Here is a 20,830-nt window from a genome sequence, read left to right on the forward strand (position 1 = left end):
ACTTTGTGCCGACGCTAAACAAAATGCGGAGGGCCCTCACGGGGAACCAGGGCTCCGTCCTCACCGAGCCGCGCCTGACCCGCTCCCGTATCGCGCTCACCGCATTCTTCGCCATGGACGGCTTCCTCTTCGCCGGATGGGTCGTCCGGATCCCCGCGATCAAGGCCCAGACCGGCGCCGGAGCGGGCAGCCTCGGGCTCGCCCTGCTCGGCGTGTCGGCCGGTGCGGTCGCCTTCATGATGATCGCCGGACGACTGTGCCGGCGCTTCGGCAGCCCCCTGGTGACGGTCGCCGCCGCGGCCGCCCTCTCGCTGAGCATCGTGCTGCCGCCGCTCACCCGCTCCGCGACCGCGCTGGGACTCGTCCTGCTGGTCTTCGGCGCCGCGTACGGCGCGCTCAACGTCGCGATGAACAGCGCCGCGGTCGCGCTCATCGGCGCCCTGCGGCGCCCCGTGATGCCGGGCTTCCACGCCGCCTTCAGCCTGGGCGGCATGCTCGGCGCGGGCCTCGGCGGACTGCTCGCGGGCGGGCTGTCCGCCACCGTCCATCTGCTGGTGCTCGCCGTGCTCGGGCTGCTGGTGACCGTCGTCGCGGGGCGCGCGCTGTGCCGTAACCCGGTGCCGGAGGTTCCCGAGCAGCTGCCCGCGCCGGAGGACCGCCAGCCGGAGAACGGGCGGGCGGGCCGGGCGCGCCGTCTGGTGCTCGTGTTCGGACTGATCGCCCTGTGCACCGCGTACGGCGAGGGGGCGATGGCCGACTGGGGCGCGCTGCACCTCTCCCAGGACCTGGACGCCGGGCCCGGTACGGCCGCCGCCGGATACGCGGTGTTCGCGCTGGCGATGACCGTGGGGCGGCTGTCCGGAACGGCGGTCGTGCAGCGCTTCGGCGCGGCCCGGGCACTGATCGCGGGCGGCACGACGGCGACCGCGGGGATGCTGCTCGGCGCGCTCGCGCCCACGGCCTGGTGGGCCTGTGCGGGCTTCGCCGTCGCGGGCCTGGGCCTCGCCAACATCTTCCCCATCGCCCTGGCACGGGCCGGTGAGGCCGCCGGTCCGGACGGCGTCGCCGTGGCCTCCACGATCGGCTACGGCGGCATGCTGCTCGGCCCGCCCGCCATCGGCTTCCTCGCCGAGGCGGTCGGGCTGCCCGCCGCGCTGACCACGGTCGCCCTGCTCGCGGCGCTCGCGGCGGGTATCGCCTACGCCACCCGCGGGGCACACACCGGGCGAACGTGACGCACCGGGGCGACCTCGGACGCCGCCCCCGGCCCGCCTCCCGCTGCGCCGTCAGCGTCCGGACCCGCGCGGGTTCGCTGTCAGTGCCTGCTGGCAGACTCGTGGGTATGGAGATCACTGAGTTCGTCGAAACGCTGCGACTGGACGGCGGCCTGCTCGCCGATGCCGCGCAGGAGGCGGGGCCGGATGCCCGGATTCCCGCCTGTCCCGACTGGCAGATGCGGGATCTGGTCACCCATGTCGGACAGGTGCACCGCTGGGCGACGGAGTTCGTGACACAGGGCGTGCAGCAGCCCAGCCGTCCCCCCGAGGCCCCGGATCTGGCCGACGACGAACTCGTGCCCTGGTTGCGCGAGGGCCACCACCAGCTCGTCCTGGCGCTGCACTCCGCGCCGCAGGACCTGTCCGCCTGGACGTTTCTGCCCGCCCCGTCCCCCCTGGCGTTCTGGGCCCGTCGGCAGGCGCACGAGACCTCGGTGCACCGCGCGGACGCCCAGCAGGCGATCGGCGCCTCCCTCACCCCCCTCCCGTCCGCCTTCGCCGCCGACGGCATCGATGAACTCCTGACGGGCTTTCACGCCCGCGACCGCAGCCGGGTCCGTACGGACACGCCCCGTACGCTGCGGCTGCGGGCCGTGAACTCCCCCGGCGCCGACTGGACCGTGCACCTCTCCGACGCCCCGCCGCGGACGGTGCGCACCGCCCCCGACGCCGACGCTCCGGACGCCGGAAAGCCGGCCGACTGCACGATCGAGGGCCCGGCCGAGGAGCTGTATCTCGCACTGTGGAACCGTCTCCCGTGGGACGCGCTGGCCGTCACCGGCGACGAGACCCTGTCCCGGCTGTGGCAGGAGCGGGGCGGCGTCTGACGGATCGCGGAAGCGCTCCGGCCTGCGATGGACCGGAGGAGGCGGCGCTGGAAGACTGACGGTATGTCACCCAGCCGTACGCAGGCCGAACGCGACGCGATCACTGTCGAGATCATGTTTGCCCTGGTCAGCGGCGCTTTCCTGGGCGCCTCCGGTTTCGCGGTGCTGGCCGGTGCGGCGGTGTGGGGCCCGGTGCCGGGCGCATGGCGCGGGCCGTGGCTCACGGTGAGCGGTGTCCTCGGCGGAGCGCTGTGCTGTGTCCGGGTGGTGCGGGTGCTACGGCGTCTGCCCGGTCGGCCGGGCCGCGGTCCGTCCCCCGGGGACGTCATCTGGTTTCACCCCAGCCACCCGGGCCGCACCAGCCCCGACTCATAGGCCAGCACGACCAGTTGGGCGCGGTCGCGGGCGCCCAGTTTGACCATCGTGCGGCTGACATGTGTCTTGGCGGTGAGCGGGCTGACGACCAGCCGGCGGGCGATCTCCTCGTTGGACAGGCCGATGCCGACCAGTGCCATCACCTCGCGCTCCCGCTCGGTCAGTGCGGACAGCGCACCGGCCGCGGCCGGTTCCTTGGAGCGGGCCGCGAACTCGGCGATGAGGCGGCGGGTGACGCCGGGCGAGAGCAGGGCGTCACCGGCGACGACCGCGCGCACGGCCCGTAGCAGCTCCTCCGGTTCGGTGTCCTTGACCAGAAAGCCGGAGGCTCCGGAGCGGATCGCCTCGAAGACGTACTCGTCCAGCTCGAAGGTGGTCAGCATGACGACCTTCACCTCCCGCAGCCGCGGGTCCTCGGTGATCCGGCGGGTGGCGACCAGCCCGTCCACCACCGGCATCCGGATGTCCATCAGGACGATGTCCGGGCGGTGTTCGCGGACAGCGGCCAGCGCCTGCTGCCCGTCCGCGGCCTCGGCGACCACCTCGATATCGGGCTGGGCGTCCAGCAGCGCCTTGAAGCCGGCCCGCACCAGCAGCTGATCGTCGGCGAGCAGTACCCGGATCACGACTCCTCCTCGGGGGCGGTGGGGGTCACCGTATCCGCGCCCGGACCCGGGTCCGGGGCCCCCGTACGGGTCAGCGGGATACGGGCCCGGACCCGGAAGCCGCCGTCCGGGCGCGGCCCCGCCTCGATGGTGCCGTCCAGCGCGGCGGCCCGCTCCCGCATCCCGATCAGGCCGTTGCCGCCCCCCGGCTCGCCCGCACCGGCGGTCGCCGGGCCGTCGTCGTCGACCCGGATCTCCAGCGCACCAGGGGTGTGGCGGAGCAGCACCCTGGCCGTACGGGAGCCGGAGTGGCGGACGATGTTGGTGAGCGCCTCCTGGACGATGCGGAACGCGGCGAGGTCGGTCCCGGGCGGCAGCGTGGCCGGAGTGCCCTCGGTGACGACGTCCACGGTGAGCCCGGCGCTCCTGGCCTGCTCGGTGAGTTCGGGCAGCCGGTCCAGCCCGGGGGCCGGGGAGCGCGGCGCGTCGCCCGGCGTCCGCAGGGTGTCGAGGACCTGACGCACCTCGCCGAGCGCTTCCTTGCTCGCGTCCTTGATGGTGGTCAGCGCACTCCGCGCCTGCTCCGGGTCGCTGTCGAGCAGCGCCAGCCCCACGCCCGCCTGGACGTTGATGACGGAGATGCTGTGGGCCAGCACGTCATGCAGTTCGCGGGCGATCCGCAGCCGCTCCTCGTCCGCCCTGCGGCGTTCCGCGGCGGCCCGCTCGGCCCGGGCCTTCGCCAGCTGCTCCCGGCGCACCCGCACCAGCTCGGAGAGTGCCACCACGGCCACCGCCCAGGCCGTGACCAGCAGCTCCTCGCCCCAGGGCGCGGGCCCGTCATGCGGCGGCGGCAGCCACCGGTAGAGCCAGTGGGCGATCAGGACATGAGAGGCCCACACCCCGCCCAGCGCCCACCAGGCGACCTTGCGGTGTCCCGCGACGACCGCCGCGAAGGCGCCGAGGGCGAGGAGGAGGAAGACCGGTCCGTACGGGAAGCCGGCCGCCAGGTAGGCGGCGACGGCGGTGGCGGTGCCGAGGGCGACGGTCCGCGGGAAGCGGTGCCGGAACAGCAGCAGGGCGCCGCCGAGGACCAGCAGCGCACGCCCGAGGGAGTCCAGCGGGACGCGGTCCGGCTGATCGTGGCCGGCGAAGCCGGAGCCGACCGTCACCACCAGCGTCACGACGAGGGTCGACAGCCAGGGCAGCCGGGTGCCGGACCGCCCGCGCGGTTCCCCGGGCGGGTTGGCCAGCCACCGTTCCCACGCCGGGCCGACGGAGCGCCGCGCCCACGGCGGCCGTGCGTTCTCCATGCCGTCACGCTAGTCCGCGACGGGGCCCGGTGGCGTCAGCCCGGCGCGGTGACCGGACGTACTCCTCCGGGAGTACGGGACAGCCCACGGCGAGACCCTGGACCGGGCGCCCCGCGGCCCCGCGTGCCACGACCGAACAGCCGGGCCCTGGGGCACGTCCGCAAAGTCCCGACTGGCACCGGACCGCCCCCGAGACCCGCCTCAACCGCGGTCCATCGCCTCCAGCGCCCGCCGTGCCACCGAATGCGTGCGCACGATCTCGGCCAGCGTCGTCGTCCCCCGGGTGATCTTCGCGAAGGCCTGCCAGGCCGGGCGGAAGCCCGTGACCGCGGCGTGCAGCAGACCGGGGCGGCGCGAGAAGACCTTGAGCATCTGGCGGCCCACGCCCATCTCGACCCCGAGGCCCGCCTTGATGGCGAAGGCGTAATTCAGGGCCTGGCGACGGGCGTCCACCGCGTCATGCGCCTCGGCTACGCGCACCGCCCACTCCCCCGCGAGCCGCCCGGACCGCAGCGCGAACGAGATGCCCTCCCGCGTCCACGGCTCCAGCAGCCCGGCCGCGTCACCGCACACCAGCACCCGGCCGCGGGACAGCGGGGAATCATCGGCGCGGCAGCGCGTCAGATGCCCGGACGAGATGCTCGGCTCGAAACCGGCCAGACCCAGCCGCCCGATGAAGTCCTCCAGATAGCGCTTGGTCGCCGCGCCCTCGCCGCGCGCGGAGATGACCCCGACGGTGAGGGTGTCGCCCTTGGGGAAGACCCAGCCGTAGCTGCCGGGAATCGGCCCCCAGTCGATGAGCACCCGCCCCGCCCAGTCCTCGGCGACCGGCGGCGGCACCGGGATCTCCGCCTCCAGCCCCAGATCGACCTGGTCGAGCTTGACCCCGACATGCGCTCCTATACGGCCCGCGCTGCCGTCCGCGCCGATCACCGAACGGGCCAGCACCACCTCACCGTCGCCGAGCACCACCGCGACGGTCCGCCGGTCGGGCACCTCGGCACCGTGCTGCTCCACCCGGGAGACCGTGATGCCCGTACGGACCGTCGCGCCGGCGTCCTTGGCCGACTCGACCAGCCGGGCGTCGAACTCGGGGCGGTTGATCAGCCCGAACAGCATGTTCTTGGAGCGGCGGGTGCGGGCCAGCCGGCCGTTCAGCGAGAACGTCACCGCATGCACCCGGTCGCGCAGCGGCAGATCGAAGCCCGGCGGGAGGGAGTCCCGGGAGGGTCCGATGATGCCGCCGCCGCAGGTCTTGTAGCGCGGGAGTTCCGCTTTCTCCAGGAGCAGGACGCGGCGTCCCGTACAAGCCGCGGCATGCGCGGCCGAGGCGCCCGCGGGCCCCGCGCCCACCACCACGACGTCCCACACCTGCTGATTGTCCTCCGCTGCCCGCTCGCTGCTCACCTGTACTTCTGCTCCCGTTCGATGCCTGGCTGCGTGTACCCGCATCCTACGGGCCGCTGTTGCGCAAGAGGCCTGTGGGAAGATCAGGTGACTGATGCCCGTACGTCCGGCCCGTCCGGCTCACGAGGCCGGACGGCCTGTACGCACAACGTCGCGCCCACCAGGAGCGTTCCATGCCGCAAAGCCCGCTCGCACGTACCGTCGCCGCACTCCAGCCCCGCGCCAGGACCGAGCTGGCCGAGCTGGTGGCCTTCAAGTCGGTCGCGGATCCCGCCCAGTTCCCCAAGAGCGAGTGCGAGGCGGCCGCCAACTGGATCACCGACACGCTGCGGGCCGACGGCTTCCAGGACGTGGCGCTGCTGGACACCCCGGACGGCACCCAGTCCGTCTACGGCTTCCTCCCCGGCCCGGCCGGCGCTCCCACGGTCCTGCTGTACGCCCACTACGACGTGCAGCCGCCGCTGGACGAGACCGCCTGGGTCTCCCCGCCCTTCGAGCTGACCGAGCGCGACGGCCGCTGGTACGGCCGCGGCGCCGCGGACTGCAAGGGCGGCCTGATCATGCATCTGACGGCGCTGCGCGCGCTCAAGGAGCACGGCGGCGTCCCGGTCAACGTCAAGGTGATCGTGGAGGGTTCGGAGGAACAGGGCACCGGCGGCCTGGAGCGGTACGCCGAGGCACACCCTGACCTGCTCACCGCCGACGCCATCGTCATCGGCGACACCGGCAACTTCCGGGTCGGGCTGCCGACCGTGACCGCGACCCTGCGCGGCATGACCCTGGTCCGCGTCCAGGTCGACACTCTGGAGGGCAATCTGCACTCCGGCCAGTTCGGCGGCGCGGCCCCCGACGCGCTGGCCGCGCTCATCCGCATCCTGGACTCGCTGCGCGCCGAGGACGGTTCGACGACGGTGACCGGCCTGGCCGCGGACGCCACCTGGGACGGCCTCCAGTACGCGGAGGAGGACTTCCGCAAGGACGCCAAGGTCCTGGACGGCGTCGGGCTGCTCGGCGACGGCACGATCGCGGACCGCATCTGGGCCCGCCCGGCCATCACCGTACTCGGCATCGACTGCCCCCCGGTGGTCGGCGCCACCCCGTCCGTACAGGCAGGCGCCCGGGCACTGATCAGCCTGCGGGTCCCGCCGGGCACCGACGCGGCCGAGGCGACCAAGCTGCTGGCCGCCCACCTGGAGACCGCCGCCCCCTGGGGAGCCCGGGTCGCAGTCGAACAGGTCGGCCAGGGCCAGGCCTTCCGCGCCGACACCACCAGCCCCGCCTACACCTCGATGGCCGAGGCCCTCCAAGAGGCCTACGACGGCGCGGAAATGCAGACCTCCGGCATGGGCGGCTCCATCCCCCTGTGCAACACCCTGGCCGCGCTCTACCCCGCCGCCGAAATCCTCCTCATCGGCCTCAGCGAGCCGGAGGCCCAAATCCACGCGGTCAACGAAAGCGTCTCCCCCCAGGAACTGGAACGCCTGTCCCTCGCGGAGGCGCTCTTCTTGCGGCGTTACGCGGGCTGATCCCACGTTTTCGGCTTTCCCGCCGTTCCGCTGCGCTTTGCCTCGGTCGATGTTCGGCTTGCTCGCCGTTGCGCCTGCGGCGGGCCTGGTCCGCTGCGCGGGGCTGTGGGTGCGGGGACGGACCTCCGGGGTCGGTGTGTGGGACTGCTTCGCTTTACGTCCCACACACCGACCCCGGAGGCCCGTCCCCTCCCGTTGGGGGAGTGAGTACAGGTAGGTGGGGGCGTGCCGCCGTAACCAGATTCACTGCGCCCCGCGAGCCGCACCGGACCACCTAGGTGAACCCCCACCAACCGTCTTTCCCACCCCTCAACGGGAGGTGACGGGCCTGCGCGGGTGGGGGTTTCCGGACGTAAAGCGAAGCAGTCCGGAAACCCCACCCGCTCCGACCCGTCACCGCACCCCAACAGCCCCGCGCAGCGGCAACGCCCGCCGCAGGCGCAACGGCGAGCAAGCCGAAAACGTCGGCCAGGGCAAAGCGCAGCGGAACGGCGGGGCCAGCCAAAAACGTGGGAGGTCACCCCAGTGGGGCCCCGGCCTCCAAATAAAGCGGGCACCCCCGCTCCCGGGCCCGAAGGGCCCAGCGGAGGCGGTTCCACCGCACCGGTGGGAGCATCGTTTCGGCCTCGGATTCCGTCACGAAGCGCCAGTCGCGCAATTCCGCGCCGGGGAGCTGGAGTTTGCTGATGCGGTCGTGGGAGAGGGTGCCGCCGTCGTAGAGGAGGCGGAGGCCGCCGAAGGCGGGTGGGTGGGGGGCTTCCCAGTCGAGTACCAGCAGGCGGAGGGCGCGGGGGAGTTCGATGCCGAGTTCTTCGGCTACCTCGCGTACGCCGGCCTGGGCGGGTGCCTCGCCGCGTTCCACGACGCCGCCGGGGAATTCCCAGCCGGCCTTGTAGGTGGGGTCGACGAGCAGGACCCGGTCCTGGTCGTCGAAGAGGAGGACGCCGGCGGCGAGGGTTTCGGCGGTCGGTTCGGGGGTCTGCACGATGTCGCAGGTGCCGGCGCCGGTGCGGACGGCGTCGGCGACCTGTTCGGCGGCCTGCCGGGGCGTGAGCCGGGTGGTGTCGACGACGTGGGCGTCGCCGCGCAGCCAGGGCAGGGCGTCGGCGTACGGCGCGAGGTGTTCCTGGCTCCACCGGCGGATCGACGCCTGGGCTTCGGGGGTGTCCGCGCTGTCTTCGCGGGCGGTTATCCGCGCCCGCAGGATCGTTTCCTCGGCGTGCAGCAGGACGTGCCGTACGGGTATCCGGCGGGCGGCGAGGGCGCCGAAGATCTCGTCGCGGTACTCCTGGCGCAGCAGCGTCATCGGCGTGACCAGCGGGCCGGGTACTTCGGTGAGCAGGGCGGCGGCGGTGTCCACGACCATGCGTCGCCAGGCCGGCAGGTCCTGATAGTCGTCGATCTCCTCGAACCGCTTGGCCGGCAGCATCAACCGCAGTCCGCTGCCCAGGAGTTCGGGGTCGTAGAGCGTGCTTCCGGGAAGCAGGTCGAGCAATTCTTGAGCCGTAGTGGTCTTGCCCGCACCGAACGTGCCGTTCAGCCAGACGATCACGGTTTCCCCTCTTCCCTAGACCCCAGGTGAGTTGCCCGCAACACCCTGCCACGGAAACGCTCTGGAACCAGGGGCCGCGCGCACGACCGGGAACGTTGCACATTCGACTATCGGCCCGGCCAGGGGACGTCGCTCACCCGTGGACGTGCCGATCGAGAAATGCCGCGTGCGGCGGATGCCGGTCACCGTATCCGCCGCCGCGAAGCCCCCGGCTAACAAGCGCTCCCCCGCCCCTCCTGTACCGAAACCCCCACCCGATAACGGGTTTTCGAACCGCCGCCGGGCCGCGGGGCGCCGCATATGACGGCGGCCCATCGTGGGGCCCGGCGGCCGGATCCGTACGGCTCCCGCCTACCCCTTGCTCGCGCCGAGGGTCAGACCGGCGATGAAATGCCGCTGGAGGAGCAGGAAGACCAGGACCGTGGGCAGGGCGACGAGGACGGAGCCGGCGGCCAGCAGGTTGTAGTCCGTGAAGAATTCGCCGCGCAGGTTGTTGAGGGCCGAGGTGACCGGGAGTTTGTCGCCGTCGGAGAGGAAGACCAGGCCCCAGAGGAAATCGTTGTACATCCAGGTGAATTGCAGGGTGCCGAGGGCGGCGAGCGCGGGGCGGCACAGGGGAAGGGTGACCCGCCAGAATTGTGTCCAGACGCCGGCTCCGTCGACGATTGCGGCCTCCAGGATTTCCTGGGGAAGGGTGCGCATGAAATTGGCCAGGACGAAGACGCAGAAGCCGAGTTGGAAAGCGGTCTGGACGGCGATGACGGCCCAGAGGGAGTCGTACATCGTGAGGGAGTCGGACATCCAGTAGGGCAGCGGAATCTTGTTGAAGAGGACATAGAGCGGGGTGACGATCACCTGTTGGGGCAGCAGGTTCCCGGCGGTGAAGACCATCAGGAGGAGGATGCCGCCGCGCATCCGCAGCCGGGACACGGCGAAGGCCACGAACGAGGCCAGGAAGAGCGTGAGCAGCACCCCGGGGACGGCGATGAGCAGCGAGTTCAGAAAGTATTTGCTCATCCCGGAGTCGACGAAGGCCTGCCGGTAGTAATCGAAGGAGAGGCGGCGGGGGAAGGAGAAGTAGCCGTATCGCGCGGTTTCTTCGTAGGGGCGCAGGGAGGCGTATACGGCCAGCAGAAGGGGGGCGAGAAAGGCGAGGGAGACGGCGCCCAGGAAGAGGTGGACGCCGAATCGGCCGCGGCGGCGCGCCGGTGCCGGGGCCGCGGGTGCCGGGCGCGGGGTGGGCGGCGCGGTGGTGGCAGAGGCGGTCATCGGCGGCGCTCCCCTCGGAGTTCCTGGACGAGATAGGTCACGATGAATCCCAGGGAGACCAGCAGCAGGACGACGGCGAGCGCCGAGCCGAATCCGATGCGGCTCGCCTCGCCGATGATGTTGTCGGTGACGAGCACGGACAGCAGTTCCAGGCCGTTGCGGCCCTTGTTGACGGCGTAGACGATGTCGAAGGCGCGCAGCGATTCGATGACGGTGATGACGCCGACAATGACGTTCACCGGGCGCAGGGTGGGAAGGACGACCCGGAAGAATGTCTGGCGTGTGCTGGCGCCGTCGAGGGCGGCGGCCTCTTTGAGGCCGGGGTCGACGGATTTCAGTCCGGCGAGATAGAGGATCATGACATAGCCGGTGTGCCGCCAGCAGGCGGCCAGCAGCACCATCCAGATATTGAGTCCGGGATTTCCCAGCCAGTCGGTGGGATTTTTGCTGCCGAGGACCGCGTTCAGTGCGCCCTGGTCCCGGGAGAGGATCAGCTGGGCGATAAAGCCGACGACGGCGAGCGAGAGCACCACCGGCATATAGAGCGTCGACTGGTAGAAGCGGCTGAAGCGGACGCCGCGGTCGATGAGGACGGCGAGCAGCAGGCCGAAGGGGGCCGCGAGCAGCCCCAGGAAGGCCAGCCACAGCAGGTTGTGGCGGACCGCCGGCCAGAACTGCGGGTAGCCGGTGAAGAGGTGGTCGTAATTCTTGAGGCCGGCCCACCGGATATCGCCGATACCGTCCCAGGTGGTGAAGGACAGTCCGACTGAGGCGAATGTCGGGCCCCATATCAGGGCGAGGTCGAGCAGGATCGGAAGGCCCAGCAGCACGCCCAGGACGAGGCGGTCGCGGCGGGTGTACCGGCGCGGCCCCGGTCGCCGGGCGCGCCGTGCGCGGAGGTTCGGCACGGCGGTTCGCTCCCCGTCTTTCACGGTGGCCGTTCGGTGGCGCGTCACGTCGCGGAGAAGATCTGCTTCTTCTGGCGTTCGATGTCGTTCACCAGTCCGTCGATGTCATCCGGCTTGTTGAGGAACTGCTGGATCGCCTGAATCATCACGGTCGAGGCGAAATCGGGCCGGGTGTCGCGGTCCAGGAACTGCGATATCTGCCGGGCGCCCGAGACCAGTTGGACGGCCTTCTTCTGGAGCGGGGTGTAGGCGGCGGTGTCGGCGCCGCTGTTGACCGCGACGTTGTTGGGGTCGGACTTGAGGTAGAGGTCCTCCGCCTGAGGGGTGGCGAGGAACTTCAGCAGCGCTTTCGCCCCGTCCCTGTCCTTGGCCTTCTTCGACATCAGAAATCCGTCGATCGGCGCCTCGACCGCGTCCTGTCCGTGGGCCGGGTCGATCTCCGGGAAGGGGAAGAAGTCCAGGTCCTCCCGGTCGGCGGCGCTGAACTGCTGGCCGGGGTGCGGCAGTCCGAGCACCGTCATACCGGCCTTCTTCTGCGCGAGGGTCTGTGCGGCCTCCTGCCACGTACGGCCGTTGGCGCCCTTCTGGTGATAGGGCAACAGGCCGCGCCAGAGGTCGAATACCTGCTTCACCTGCGGGCTGTTCCAGGATTTCTCGCCGCGCAGCAGCGCGATATGGAAGTCGTAGCCGTTGGCGCGCATATTGAGGTAGTCGAAGGTGCCCATCGCCGGCCAGCCGTCCTTGTCGCCGAAGGCGAACGGCACCAGACCGTCCTTCTGCATCTGCCGGGCGAGCGCCCGGTACTGGTCAAAGGTCTTGGGGATGTCGTATCCGCGCTCCCGGAAGACGCTCTTCCGGTGGAAGACGGCCCAGGGATAGTAGTAGTACGGCACCAGATACTGCTTGCCGTCCAGGCCCGTCGACTGCTTCTTCAGTGCCTCGGAGAATCCGTCGAAGTCCCGCCACAGGTCGCTGATGTCGGAGAGCAGTCCCTTCTGTGCGAAGTACTGCATACGGTTGCCGGCGAACCACATGAAGACATCGTCCGGGGTGCCCTGGAGATAGCGGTTGATGTTCTCCTGGAAGTTCTCGTGATTGACGGTATTGACCCGCACCGTCTTCTTGGACTTCTTCTCGTACGCGGTGAAGGCCGCGGCGAAGGCCTTCTTCGGCACGGGGTCCGAGGCGTTGGACCCCATCGTGACGCCGTCGGGGCCGCTGCTACAGGCGGCGAGCACGGACGGGAGGGCCACCGCCCCCGCGCCGAGCGCCGCGCCCCGCAGCAGTGTCCGGCGGGACATCGGACGTCCTGCCGCTTCTCCATGTGCAGCCGAGCCGCTGAACGTTGACGGGACCATGTCCCCCTCCTCAGGGGTGGAACCAAACAGAAACGAACGCGAGTGGTGGGATCTCACTCTGAACGGCACGGCGCGTCAAGGGTTTTGGCAGGCGAAGCAGGAACCGCTACCACCCCTCTTCCAACAGACTCCAACAAGCCCTACCGTAAACACTCGCCAGTGACCGGTACATGCCCCCACCACACCTCTCGTGAAGACGGAGGACGCGAAGCATGCGCGTTCATATCGGCACCACCCACCGGCGAGGACGCCGAAGAATCGTCGGAGCGCTGTCCGCCGCGCTGCTGTGCACGGCAGGGGTGACCGCTCTGCCCGCCGCGGCCCGGACACCCGACGCCCCGGCTCCCGGCGCCGCCCGTACCGCCTCTACCACCGGGACCGCTCCGGCCCCCCGGCTCCCCGGCGGGCTCGCCAAAACGCCCCCGATGGGCTTCAACAACTGGAACTCCACCCACTGCCGGGCGGAGTTCAACGAGGAGATGGTCAAGGGCATCGCCGACCTCTTCGTCACCAAGGGCCTCAAGGACGCCGGCTACCGGTACGTCAATCTCGACGACTGCTGGGCGCTGCCCACCCGCGACGTGCAGGGCAAGCTCGTTCCGGATCCGCAGCGCTTCCCGCACGGCATCAAGGCGGTGGCCGACTACGTTCACGCCAAGGGCCTGAAATTCGGCATCTACACGAGCGCCGGAATCAAAACCTGCAACCCGGCCGGATTCCCCGGCGGCCTGGGCCATGAGAAGTCCGACGCCCAGCAGTTCGCCGACTGGGGCGTGGACTACCTCAAGTACGACAACTGCAACAACATGGGTGTGGACGCACAGCAGCGGTACCGCACCATGCGGGACGCGCTCAAGGCCACCGGGCGGCCCATCGTCTACAGCATCTGCGAATGGGGCGAGAACAAGCCCTGGGAGTGGGCGTCGGACGTAGGGCATCTGTGGCGCACGACCGGCGACATCAGTGACTCGTGGTCGAGCATGCTCGCCATCGCGAAGCAGAATCTGCCGCTCGCCGCGCACGCCGGGCCCGGGCACTGGAACGACCCGGACATGCTGGAGGTCGGCAACGGCGGGATGACGGACACCGAGTACCGCAGCCACTTCTCCCTGTGGTCGATGATGGCCGCCCCGCTGCTGATCGGGTCCGATCTGCGCAAGGCGACCCCGGAGACGTTCGAGATCCTGGCCAACAAGGACCTCATCGCCATCGACCAGGACACCCTGGGCAAGCAGGCCACCGTGCTGAAGTCCGAGGACGGCCGCTGGACCGTGGTCCGCCAACTGGCCAACGGGGACCGTGCGGTGGCGCTGTTCAACGAGACCGGCCGACCGCAGCGGATCGCCACCACGGCCAAGGACATCGGCCTGCCGCAGGCCGGCGGCTACCGGCTGCGCGACCTGTGGCAGCACCGGGACACCCACACCACGGGCACCGTCTCCGCGACCGTCCCGGCGCACGGCACCACCGTCTACCGGGTCTCCGCCGACCCGCGCTGGGCCACCTACCCGCCGGCCGTCGAGACCGGCACCGACCGTACGTCGCTGGTCGAGGCCGGCACCGCCACCGGACTCCACTCCACCGTCCGCAACCTGGGCGGCACCCCCGCCAAGCGCCTCACGGTGACGCTCAAGGCCCCGCGGGGCTGGCGGGTCCAGGCCACCTCGCCCGCGTCGGCCCGCGCCCTGCCCGGCGGCCGTACGCTCCGCACCAGCTGGCGGATCACCGCACCGGCCGGCACCGCGCCCGGCGCCTACGCCCTGCCGCTCACCGCCGACTACCGCTCACCGCGCGGCGAGCGGAGCACCACCACCCTGCCCGGCACGGCCCATGTCGTGGTGCCGCCGCCAGCCGGGACCGCCGACGCCGCCGCACTGCCCTGGCTCACCGCCACCAACGGCTGGGGCCCGGTGGAGAAGAACACCAGTGTCGGGGAGGAGGGGGCCGGGGACGGCCGGCCGCTCAGCATCGGCGGCACCGGCTTCGCGAAGGGCCTCGGGGTGCACGCCGCCAGCGAGGTGAGCTTCTACACGGGCGGGCGGTGCTCCATGTTCAGCGCCCGGGCCGGAATCGACGACGAGGCGGGCGACCGCGGCTCGGTGGACTTCGAGGTCTGGGCCGACGGCAAGCGGGTCGCCCGGATCGCCGGGGTGACCGGCGCGGATTCCGCCCGGGCCGTCAGCGCCCCGGTCGCCGGTGCGCAGACCGTCCAGCTGATCGTGACCGACGGCGGGGACGGTATCGACTACGACCACGCCGACTGGGCGGACGCCACGTTCAGCTGCTGAGCGGCGCGTGCTGCCGGGCGGGCCCCTGGGTCCGCCCGGCACCCGGACCGTGTCCCCGGGCTGTCAGCAGGTGGGCAGCCCCGGGACCGGCTGGTCGTTCTCCCCGCCCTTGAGGTAGACGACGCTGATGTAGACACCGGAATTGCCGCTGTCGTCATCGGTCTTGGCCCACCAGACGTTCGTCCACTTCCCGTACGTCTCCCGGCGCCCCAGCTTCGCCTGGCAGTAGAAGTAGTTGGTGCCCATGTCGAGGGTGCCGACCTGCTCGAAGGACGCGGTGTAGGAGCGCGCTGCGCGCCAGACGTCGCAGTTGGCCTTGCCGCCGCCGATCGACTGGCACGACGGCCCCTGCGTCGGCTCATCGCCGCCACCGTCGCCGCCGGTCGCCCCGGACGCCCCGCCGTGGCCACTGTCCGCGCCGCCGCCACCGCCGGTGCCGCCCTGGCTCTCTCCCGAGCCACCGTCCTGCCCGCCTGCGCCTCCGGGCTTGGTGTCCTTGGCCCCGCCGCTGTCCGAGGGCCGGTCCGACGCGGACGGCGCGGCGCTCTTCCCGCCGCCCTTGCCCGTGCCCTCGTCGTTGCCCTTACCGTCTTGCCCGTCGCCTGCCTTGCCCTTGGCCGCGTCCCGGGCGTCCGGCCCACTCGGCGTCCCGGCCGGCCGCACCGACGGCCGCCCGCGGTCCGCGACCGTCTCACTCGCCCCGCCGCCGACCAGCGCATACGTCAGCCCACCGCCCGCCGCGAGCACGGCGAGCACCGCCGCCACGGCCGGGACGACCCGACGCCGTCCCCGGGCGGGCACTCGTGCGGTGTCCCGCTCGGCGGAGCCCGCCGGGTACGGACCGGTGGCCGCCGAGGGAGGGACGGAGTGCCCGGCGGGTGCGGCGGGCGGCGTAGGCGTCGGTGTCGGCGATGGGGCCAGCGGCGTGGGCTCGGTCGGCGGGCCGCCCTGGGCCCCCGGTCCGGAGAGCCAGCCGGCGGGCGGTACAGCGGCCTTGGCCGGTCCGGGCCGGACATCGGTCACCGTCGGCGGATGGGGCACCCCGGGCACCGGCAGTGCCGTGGGCTCGCGGCCCTCGGCCACCGCCGCCAGCAGGTCCCGGGCCTGGGCGGCGGATGGCCGGTCGGCCGGGTTCTTGGCCATCAGGGCATGGAGGACCGGGGTGAGCGGGCCGGCCCGCCGGGGCTCGGGGAGTGCCTCCGTGACGATCGCGGTGAGCGTCGACCACACCGACGTACGGCGGAACGGCGCGCCGCCGCCCTCCACCGCCGCATACAGCGTCATCCCCAGCGACCAGATGTCCGAGGCGGGGGTGGGGTCCTGGCCCTGCGCCCGCTCGGGCGGCAAGTAGTCGAGCGAGCCGACCAGTTCGCCGCTGCGGGTGAGATGCGTGGTCGCGCCGTCGCCCGGGGCCTCGATGCTGGCGATGCCGAAGTCGGTGAGCACCACCCGCCCTCCCCCGGTGCCGGAACGGCCCGGCCGGTGCCCCCAGTTGTCCAGCAGCACATTGCCGGGCTTCACATCGCGGTGCAGCACGCCCACCTGGTGGGCGGCGTCCAGGGCGTCCATCACCTGGGCGCCGATCCGGGCGATCTCCCGCGGTTCGAGGGTCCCGTGCTCGTCCAGCACATCGTCCAGCGACGGACCGTCCACCAGCTCCATCACGATGACGGGCCGGCCGTCCTCGTCGAGGACGTCATGGACGGTGATCACACCGGAGTGCCGGATACGGGCCGCGGCCCGCGCCTCGCGCTGCATCCGGGTGCGCAGATCGGCCAGTTCCGGAGCGGAGGCGTCGGTGTAGGCGCGGAGGACCTTGACGGCGACCTCGCGGCCCAGCACCTCGTCGACGGCGCGGCAGACCACGCCCATGCCACCGCGTCCGATCCGGCCGGTCACGCGGTAGCGGCCGCCCAGCAGCCGCCCGGTCAGATCCGCGTCACCGCCGCGCCGCGGCCCGCTCGCGGCGGCGCCGGGCGCGCCGTCAGCCGGCCCGCGGTCGCCCGCCCCGCCTTCGGCGCTCCGTGGTGGGTCACCGGCCGACTCACCGGGTCCGCGCACACCGCTCGCCCCAGGCTCCCCGTCCGCCCCGTCCTGCGCACGCTCCCCCGATGTCACCGTCGCCGTCCCCTCGATAGCCGTGCTTCCGCCGGCCACCGTGTGCGTCACGGTGGACAGGCCGCGATGGGCAACACACTAAGGGGCGCGCGGGGGCCTGTGGTGACGTCAGGGCGTGGGGACGAAGGCATCGAGGCGGGACTGTTGTGCGGCGGCCGCGGCGCCCACCACCCCGGCGTCCGTGCCCATTTGGGCGGGTACAACCGTCAGGCCCGACACGAACGACAGCGTCGCATAGTCCCGCAGAGCCGCGCGCAATGGGCGGAAGAGGACCTCCCCCGCGCCCGCGACCCCGCCGCCGATGACCGCGATATCGATCTCGACGAGCGTGGCGGTGGCGGCGATCCCGGCGGCCAGCGCCCGGGCCGCTCGCTCGAAAGAGCGCAGGGCGACCGGGTCACCGGCGTGTGCGGCGGCGGCGACACCGGCCGCGCTGGTATCACCGTCGGGGCCCGGCTGCCAGCCGTGGGCCAGCGCCCGGCGGGCGATGTTGGGGCCGCTGGCGATCCGCTCGACGCAGCCGCGGGACCCGCACGGGCAGGGGTCCCCGTCGATATCGACGCTGATGTGGCCGATGTGGCCGGCGTTTCCCGTGGGTCCCGGGTGCAGTCGGCCGTTGAGCACGAGCCCGCCGCCGACCCCGGTGGACACCACCATGCACAGGGCGTTGGCGTGGCCCCGTGCGGCGCCCTGCCAGTGCTCGGCCGCGGTCATCGCGACGCCGTCACCGACCAGGACGACGGGACGCTCCCCGACGAGCGCCCGCACTCCGGCGACGAGCGGGAAGTCGCGCCAGCCGGGGATGTTGACCGGGCTGACGGTGCCGGTGGCGGCGTCCACCGGGCCCGCGCTGCCGATTCCGACGGCCGCCACCCGGGCCCAGTCCGGCGCCGCCGCCAGCTCGCCGACCACCTCGGCCACCGCACGCATCACCGTCGCCCCGTCTTTGTCGGCGGGGGTGGGCCGGGCGGCCCGTACGAGCAGTCTGCCGCGGGGGTCCACCAGAGCGCCGGCGATCTTGGTGCCGCCGATGTCCAAGGCTGCGCTGAGGTCCGTCTGCATCGGTGTGGAATCTCCTGGTGGGGCCCGGGGGCCGAGCGTACCGGCCCGGCGTGAGAACGCCAGTCTTCCCGTGATTGACAACGTTGTCTAGGGGCTATGCTCGACGCCACACGCCGATGCCGACAGAATCAGGACCGCACACCGTGAGCGACACCGCGCGGGGCACGTCCCGCCGCTATGGCACCCGGCCCACGATGAAGGATGTCGCAGCGCGCGCGGGGGTCGGCCTCAAGACGGTCTCCCGTGTGGTCAACGGCGAACCAGGCGTCACCCCGGACACCGAACGCCGCGTCCAGGAGGCCATCACGGCCCTCGGATTCCGCCGTAACGACTCCGCCCGGATTCTGCGCAAGGGACGCACCGCCAGCATCGGCCTGGTGCTGGAGGATCTCGCCGACCCCTTCTACGGACCGCTCAACCGCGCCGTCGAGGAAGTCGCCCGCAGCCACGGCGCCCTGCTGATCAACGGCTCCAGCGCCGAGGACCCGGCCCGCGAACAGGAGTTGGTGCTCGCCCTGTGCGCCCGGCGGGTGGACGGCCTGGTCATCATCCCGGCCGCGGACGACCACCGGTATCTGGCACCGGAGATCGCGGCCGGAATAGCCACCGTCTTCGTCGACCGCCCGGCCGGCCGCATCGACGCCGATGTCGTCCTCTCCGACAGCTTCGGCGGCGCCCAGGACGCGGTGGCCCATCTGATCGCGCACGGCCACCGCCGGATCGGTTTCATCGGCGACCAGCCCCGGATTCACACCGCCCATGAGCGGCTGCGCGGCTACCGCACGGCAATGGCCGCCGCGGGCCTGCCCGTTGACGAGTCCTGGGTCTCCCTCGGCCCGACCGCGCCGGAGCGGGTGCGGTCCGCCGCCACCGCCATGCTGGCCGGCCCGCAGCCGGTGACCGCACTGTTCGCGGGCAACAACCGCGTCACCGTCACGGCGGTGCGGGTGCTCGCCGACCACCCGCACCCGGTCGCCCTCGTCGGCTTCGACGACTTCGAGCTCGCCGATCTGGTCAACCCCGCCATCACCGTCGTCGCCCAGGACGCCGCACGACTCGGCCGTACGGCGGCGCAGCTGCTCTTCCGCCGGCTCGACGGCGCCGATGACGCCCCCCGCCGGATGGAGATACCCACCCGGCTGATCCCCCGCGGCTCGGGCGAGATCCCGCCCGCGCAGAGCTGACCGGGAGAGCCGACCTCCCGCCGGAGACCCTGGGACCGCCGGACACCTAGAGCGTGTATCGAAAGCGCCGACGGGCCGGGCAAGGTGATGTCCAGGCTCGGCCCGTCCGTTCACCGCTAAAGGTCGAGCTGGTGCTGGTGTGTCGTGTGCGTGGGTGTGTAGCCGAGACTGTCGTTGATGTGTCTCATGTGCCTGTTGCTGTCGGCGGTGTCGGTCAGGAGGCCGCCGAGGTCCGGATAGTGCCCATGGGCCTGTCGGATCGACTCGGCTTTCATCCATCGGCCGAGGCCGTGTCCACGGTGCTCGGGCAGCACGCCGGTGCCGTAGTGCTGACCATCGCCTGTGCCGTTGCCGGGAATGACGAGTTCTGTGAATCCGGCGATCGAGCTGTCGGAGGTGTCGACGGCGACAACGGTGTGCAGCTGGTCACCGCGTCGTTCGACGGCCTCCGCCGCAGCCCGGACCCGGTCCACGTCCCAGGTCACGGTGCCGTAGTCGGTGTCTTCCATGGGCATGTCGTCCATGGCGCGGCGTGAGGCGGCAAACGTTTGGGCGAGGTCGTCAGGGACGGCTCCCTGCCATGCCGCCAGCCGGTAGCCGGGATGCGGACGCTCGATGATCTTGGCGAGGGCGGTGGTGTCCACATCGGCCAGTGGCAAGCGGGAGAACCGCAAGGTGAGCACCTTGCGAAAACCGCGCTTCACCAGGAACTGGTCGCCGGGCGATCCGGCCTCGGCCTGCGCAATGATGTAGCGGCGGGCGTTGTCCCGGGCGGCGGCCACGGCGGCGTCCAGGAGCTGCGAACCGACGTGCTGACGTCGCTCCGCCGGATGAACCTGGAGGGTTAGTTCGGCCAGGTGCTCCTGTCCGGGACTGTCGAACAGGCGCAGAAAGGCGGTTCCGACGGGGATGGAATCGGCGTCGGATGCCAGCCATGCAAGACGCCGGCTGTTCGGGCCGTGAGCGGGGTCGGTCAGTGGGGCGATGCGAGACGACAAGGTGTCTCCGTCGTGAGGAAGTGGCCAAGGTCAGTACGCGGGCTCAACTGCTGGACGCTCCTGCGCATGTGCTCCACACCTCCTCGTCGACAGCGCCGGTCCGGAACGACCGGGACGGCTGGGAGAACCTATCCGGCCCATCGGTTTCTCGGCAAAGGGTTATCGAAAGACCGGTGCGAGCGTGCGGTCACAGCCACTCGTTGACGGCCGCGACCAGCACGGTTGCCTCGTACTCCGGTGCGGGCGACGCGGATCTTGTCAAGGACCGGCTCGAACTGCGGGGAGTCGCCGCGCTGCCCGGCGGTGATCACGATCGACATGGGCTTCTGCCCCTGCTCGACCGCCAGGTGGAGCTTGGTGGTCAGGCCGCCGCGCGAGCGACCAAGGCCATGGTCGTCCGGCTCGACGGTGACGCCGCCGGGAGGCTCGACCTGCAAGTCCCCCTTTTCCTCGCCCCAGCCGCACGCTGGTGGGCCCGGCAGACCGTGGAGTCGACGTTGATGTCCCAGGTGATGAGTTCCTTGGCATCGGCCTGGGCCTGCAGTTGGGCGAAGATTCGCTGCCAGTTACCGTCCCGCTGCCAGCGGCGGAACAGGTCGTACGCCCGCGCCCACGGACCGTACCGCTCGGGCACATTTCCGCCACGGCACACCAGTACGGGTGCGAAACCGTATGCCCTCGATCAGCTGCCGCCTGGTCGATTTCGGCGGTCGCCCTGGCTTCTTCCCCGTGCCCAACAGCGCTTCCAGCCGGTTCCATTGTCCAT

General features: G+C 71.6%; 18 protein-coding genes. 6 read left to right on the top strand and 12 right to left on the bottom strand.

Annotation, left to right across the window (positions count from 1 at the left end):
• The first annotated feature begins 23 nt into the window (after nucleotides 1–23).
• From QT196_RS06620 to QT196_RS06630, 3 genes are all read left to right on the top strand, one after another.
• A complete protein-coding gene (locus tag QT196_RS06620; protein ID WP_266736322.1) occupies nucleotides 24–1,235 on the top strand; it encodes an MFS transporter in 1,212 nt (403 codons plus the stop codon).
• Between the two features lie 107 nt (nucleotides 1,236–1,342).
• Entirely contained in the window at nucleotides 1,343–2,104 is a 762-nt protein-coding gene (locus QT196_RS06625; protein WP_290354540.1) for a maleylpyruvate isomerase family mycothiol-dependent enzyme, read from the top strand.
• Between the two features lie 63 nt (nucleotides 2,105–2,167).
• The gene (locus tag QT196_RS06630) at nucleotides 2,168–2,479 is read left to right on the top strand and encodes a DUF6332 family protein (RefSeq protein ID WP_211117307.1); all 312 of its coding nucleotides are present in this window, start codon (nucleotides 2,168–2,170) and stop codon (nucleotides 2,477–2,479) included.
• Here QT196_RS06630 and QT196_RS06635 read toward each other — a convergent pair.
• From QT196_RS06635 to QT196_RS06645, 3 genes are all read right to left on the bottom strand, one after another.
• Nucleotides 2,440–3,105: a response regulator transcription factor gene (locus QT196_RS06635; protein ID WP_085928579.1), complete on the bottom strand. Its 666-nt coding sequence runs from the start codon at nucleotides 3,103–3,105 to the stop codon at nucleotides 2,440–2,442. The genes QT196_RS06630 and QT196_RS06635 overlap by 40 nt on opposite strands.
• A complete protein-coding gene (locus QT196_RS06640; RefSeq protein WP_290354541.1) occupies nucleotides 3,102–4,394 on the bottom strand; it encodes a sensor histidine kinase in 1,293 nt (430 codons plus the stop codon). Before QT196_RS06640 ends, QT196_RS06635 begins: the two co-directional genes overlap by 4 nt.
• A 201-nt stretch (nucleotides 4,395–4,595) precedes the next feature.
• Nucleotides 4,596–5,801 (bottom strand): geranylgeranyl reductase family protein, encoded by a 1,206-nt coding sequence (locus QT196_RS06645; protein WP_168478061.1) that lies wholly within the window; start codon nucleotides 5,799–5,801, stop codon nucleotides 4,596–4,598.
• A 173-nt stretch (nucleotides 5,802–5,974) separates the two neighbouring features.
• On the opposite strand from QT196_RS06645, the gene QT196_RS06650 reads away from it, so the two are divergent.
• Complete coding sequence (locus tag QT196_RS06650) at nucleotides 5,975–7,327, top strand: dipeptidase (RefSeq protein WP_290354542.1); 1,353 nt, start codon at nucleotides 5,975–5,977, stop codon at nucleotides 7,325–7,327.
• Nucleotides 7,328–7,844: 517 nt separating this feature from the next.
• Here the strand turns inward: QT196_RS06650 and QT196_RS06655 are convergent.
• The 4 genes from QT196_RS06655 to QT196_RS06670 form a co-directional block, all read right to left on the bottom strand.
• Entirely contained in the window at nucleotides 7,845–8,879 is a 1,035-nt protein-coding gene (locus tag QT196_RS06655) for an NUDIX hydrolase (protein ID WP_290354543.1), read from the bottom strand.
• A 351-nt stretch (nucleotides 8,880–9,230) separates the two neighbouring features.
• Nucleotides 9,231–10,148, bottom strand: a complete 918-nt coding sequence (locus tag QT196_RS06660; protein ID WP_168478067.1) for a carbohydrate ABC transporter permease — start codon at nucleotides 10,146–10,148, stop codon at nucleotides 9,231–9,233.
• Nucleotides 10,145–11,056, bottom strand: coding sequence for a sugar ABC transporter permease (locus QT196_RS06665; RefSeq protein WP_168478068.1), 912 nt, complete (start codon nucleotides 11,054–11,056; stop codon nucleotides 10,145–10,147). Before QT196_RS06665 ends, QT196_RS06660 begins: the two co-directional genes overlap by 4 nt.
• Before the next feature lie 44 nt (nucleotides 11,057–11,100).
• A complete protein-coding gene (locus QT196_RS06670) occupies nucleotides 11,101–12,357 on the bottom strand; it encodes an ABC transporter substrate-binding protein (RefSeq protein WP_168478069.1) in 1,257 nt (418 codons plus the stop codon).
• Between the two features lie 269 nt (nucleotides 12,358–12,626).
• Here QT196_RS06670 and QT196_RS06675 point away from each other — a divergent pair, with 269 nt between their 5' ends.
• Nucleotides 12,627–14,702, top strand: a complete 2,076-nt coding sequence (locus QT196_RS06675; protein ID WP_290354544.1) for an NPCBM/NEW2 domain-containing protein — start codon at nucleotides 12,627–12,629, stop codon at nucleotides 14,700–14,702.
• 63 nt (nucleotides 14,703–14,765) lie between these two features.
• Here the strand turns inward: QT196_RS06675 and QT196_RS06680 are convergent, their stop codons facing one another.
• Both QT196_RS06680 and QT196_RS06685 read right to left on the bottom strand, forming a co-directional pair.
• On the bottom strand, nucleotides 14,766–16,634 hold the full coding sequence (locus tag QT196_RS06680; RefSeq protein ID WP_290356616.1) for a serine/threonine-protein kinase: 1,869 nt from the start codon (nucleotides 16,632–16,634) through the stop codon (nucleotides 14,766–14,768).
• Between the two features lie 294 nt (nucleotides 16,635–16,928).
• Nucleotides 16,929–17,882 carry an ROK family protein gene (locus QT196_RS06685; protein ID WP_290354545.1) on the bottom strand — a complete coding sequence of 318 codons (954 nt, stop codon included), beginning with the start codon at nucleotides 17,880–17,882 and terminating at the stop codon, nucleotides 16,929–16,931.
• Nucleotides 17,883–18,025: 143 nt separating this feature from the next.
• Between QT196_RS06685 and QT196_RS06690 the strand changes: the two genes are divergently transcribed.
• On the top strand, nucleotides 18,026–19,066 hold the full coding sequence (locus tag QT196_RS06690) for a LacI family DNA-binding transcriptional regulator (RefSeq protein WP_290354546.1): 1,041 nt from the start codon (nucleotides 18,026–18,028) through the stop codon (nucleotides 19,064–19,066).
• 116 nt (nucleotides 19,067–19,182) lie between these two features.
• On the opposite strand, the gene QT196_RS06695 is transcribed toward QT196_RS06690, so the two are convergent.
• The 3 genes from QT196_RS06695 to QT196_RS06705 form a co-directional block, all read right to left on the bottom strand.
• Nucleotides 19,183–20,064 (bottom strand): GNAT family N-acetyltransferase, encoded by an 882-nt coding sequence (locus QT196_RS06695; protein WP_290354547.1) that lies wholly within the window; start codon nucleotides 20,062–20,064, stop codon nucleotides 19,183–19,185.
• Between the two features lie 128 nt (nucleotides 20,065–20,192).
• Nucleotides 20,193–20,501, bottom strand: a complete 309-nt coding sequence (locus tag QT196_RS06700) for a transposase (RefSeq protein WP_290354548.1) — start codon at nucleotides 20,499–20,501, stop codon at nucleotides 20,193–20,195.
• A gap of 129 nt (nucleotides 20,502–20,630) precedes the next feature.
• Nucleotides 20,631–20,801: a transposase gene (locus QT196_RS06705; protein WP_248001055.1), complete on the bottom strand. Its 171-nt coding sequence runs from the start codon at nucleotides 20,799–20,801 to the stop codon at nucleotides 20,631–20,633.
• Nucleotides 20,802–20,830: the final 29 nt, after the last annotated feature.

The organism is Streptomyces sp. P9-2B-2 (assembly GCF_030406865.1).
GTDB classification, from domain to species: Bacteria; Actinomycetota; Actinomycetes; order Streptomycetales; family Streptomycetaceae; genus Streptomyces; species Streptomyces platensis.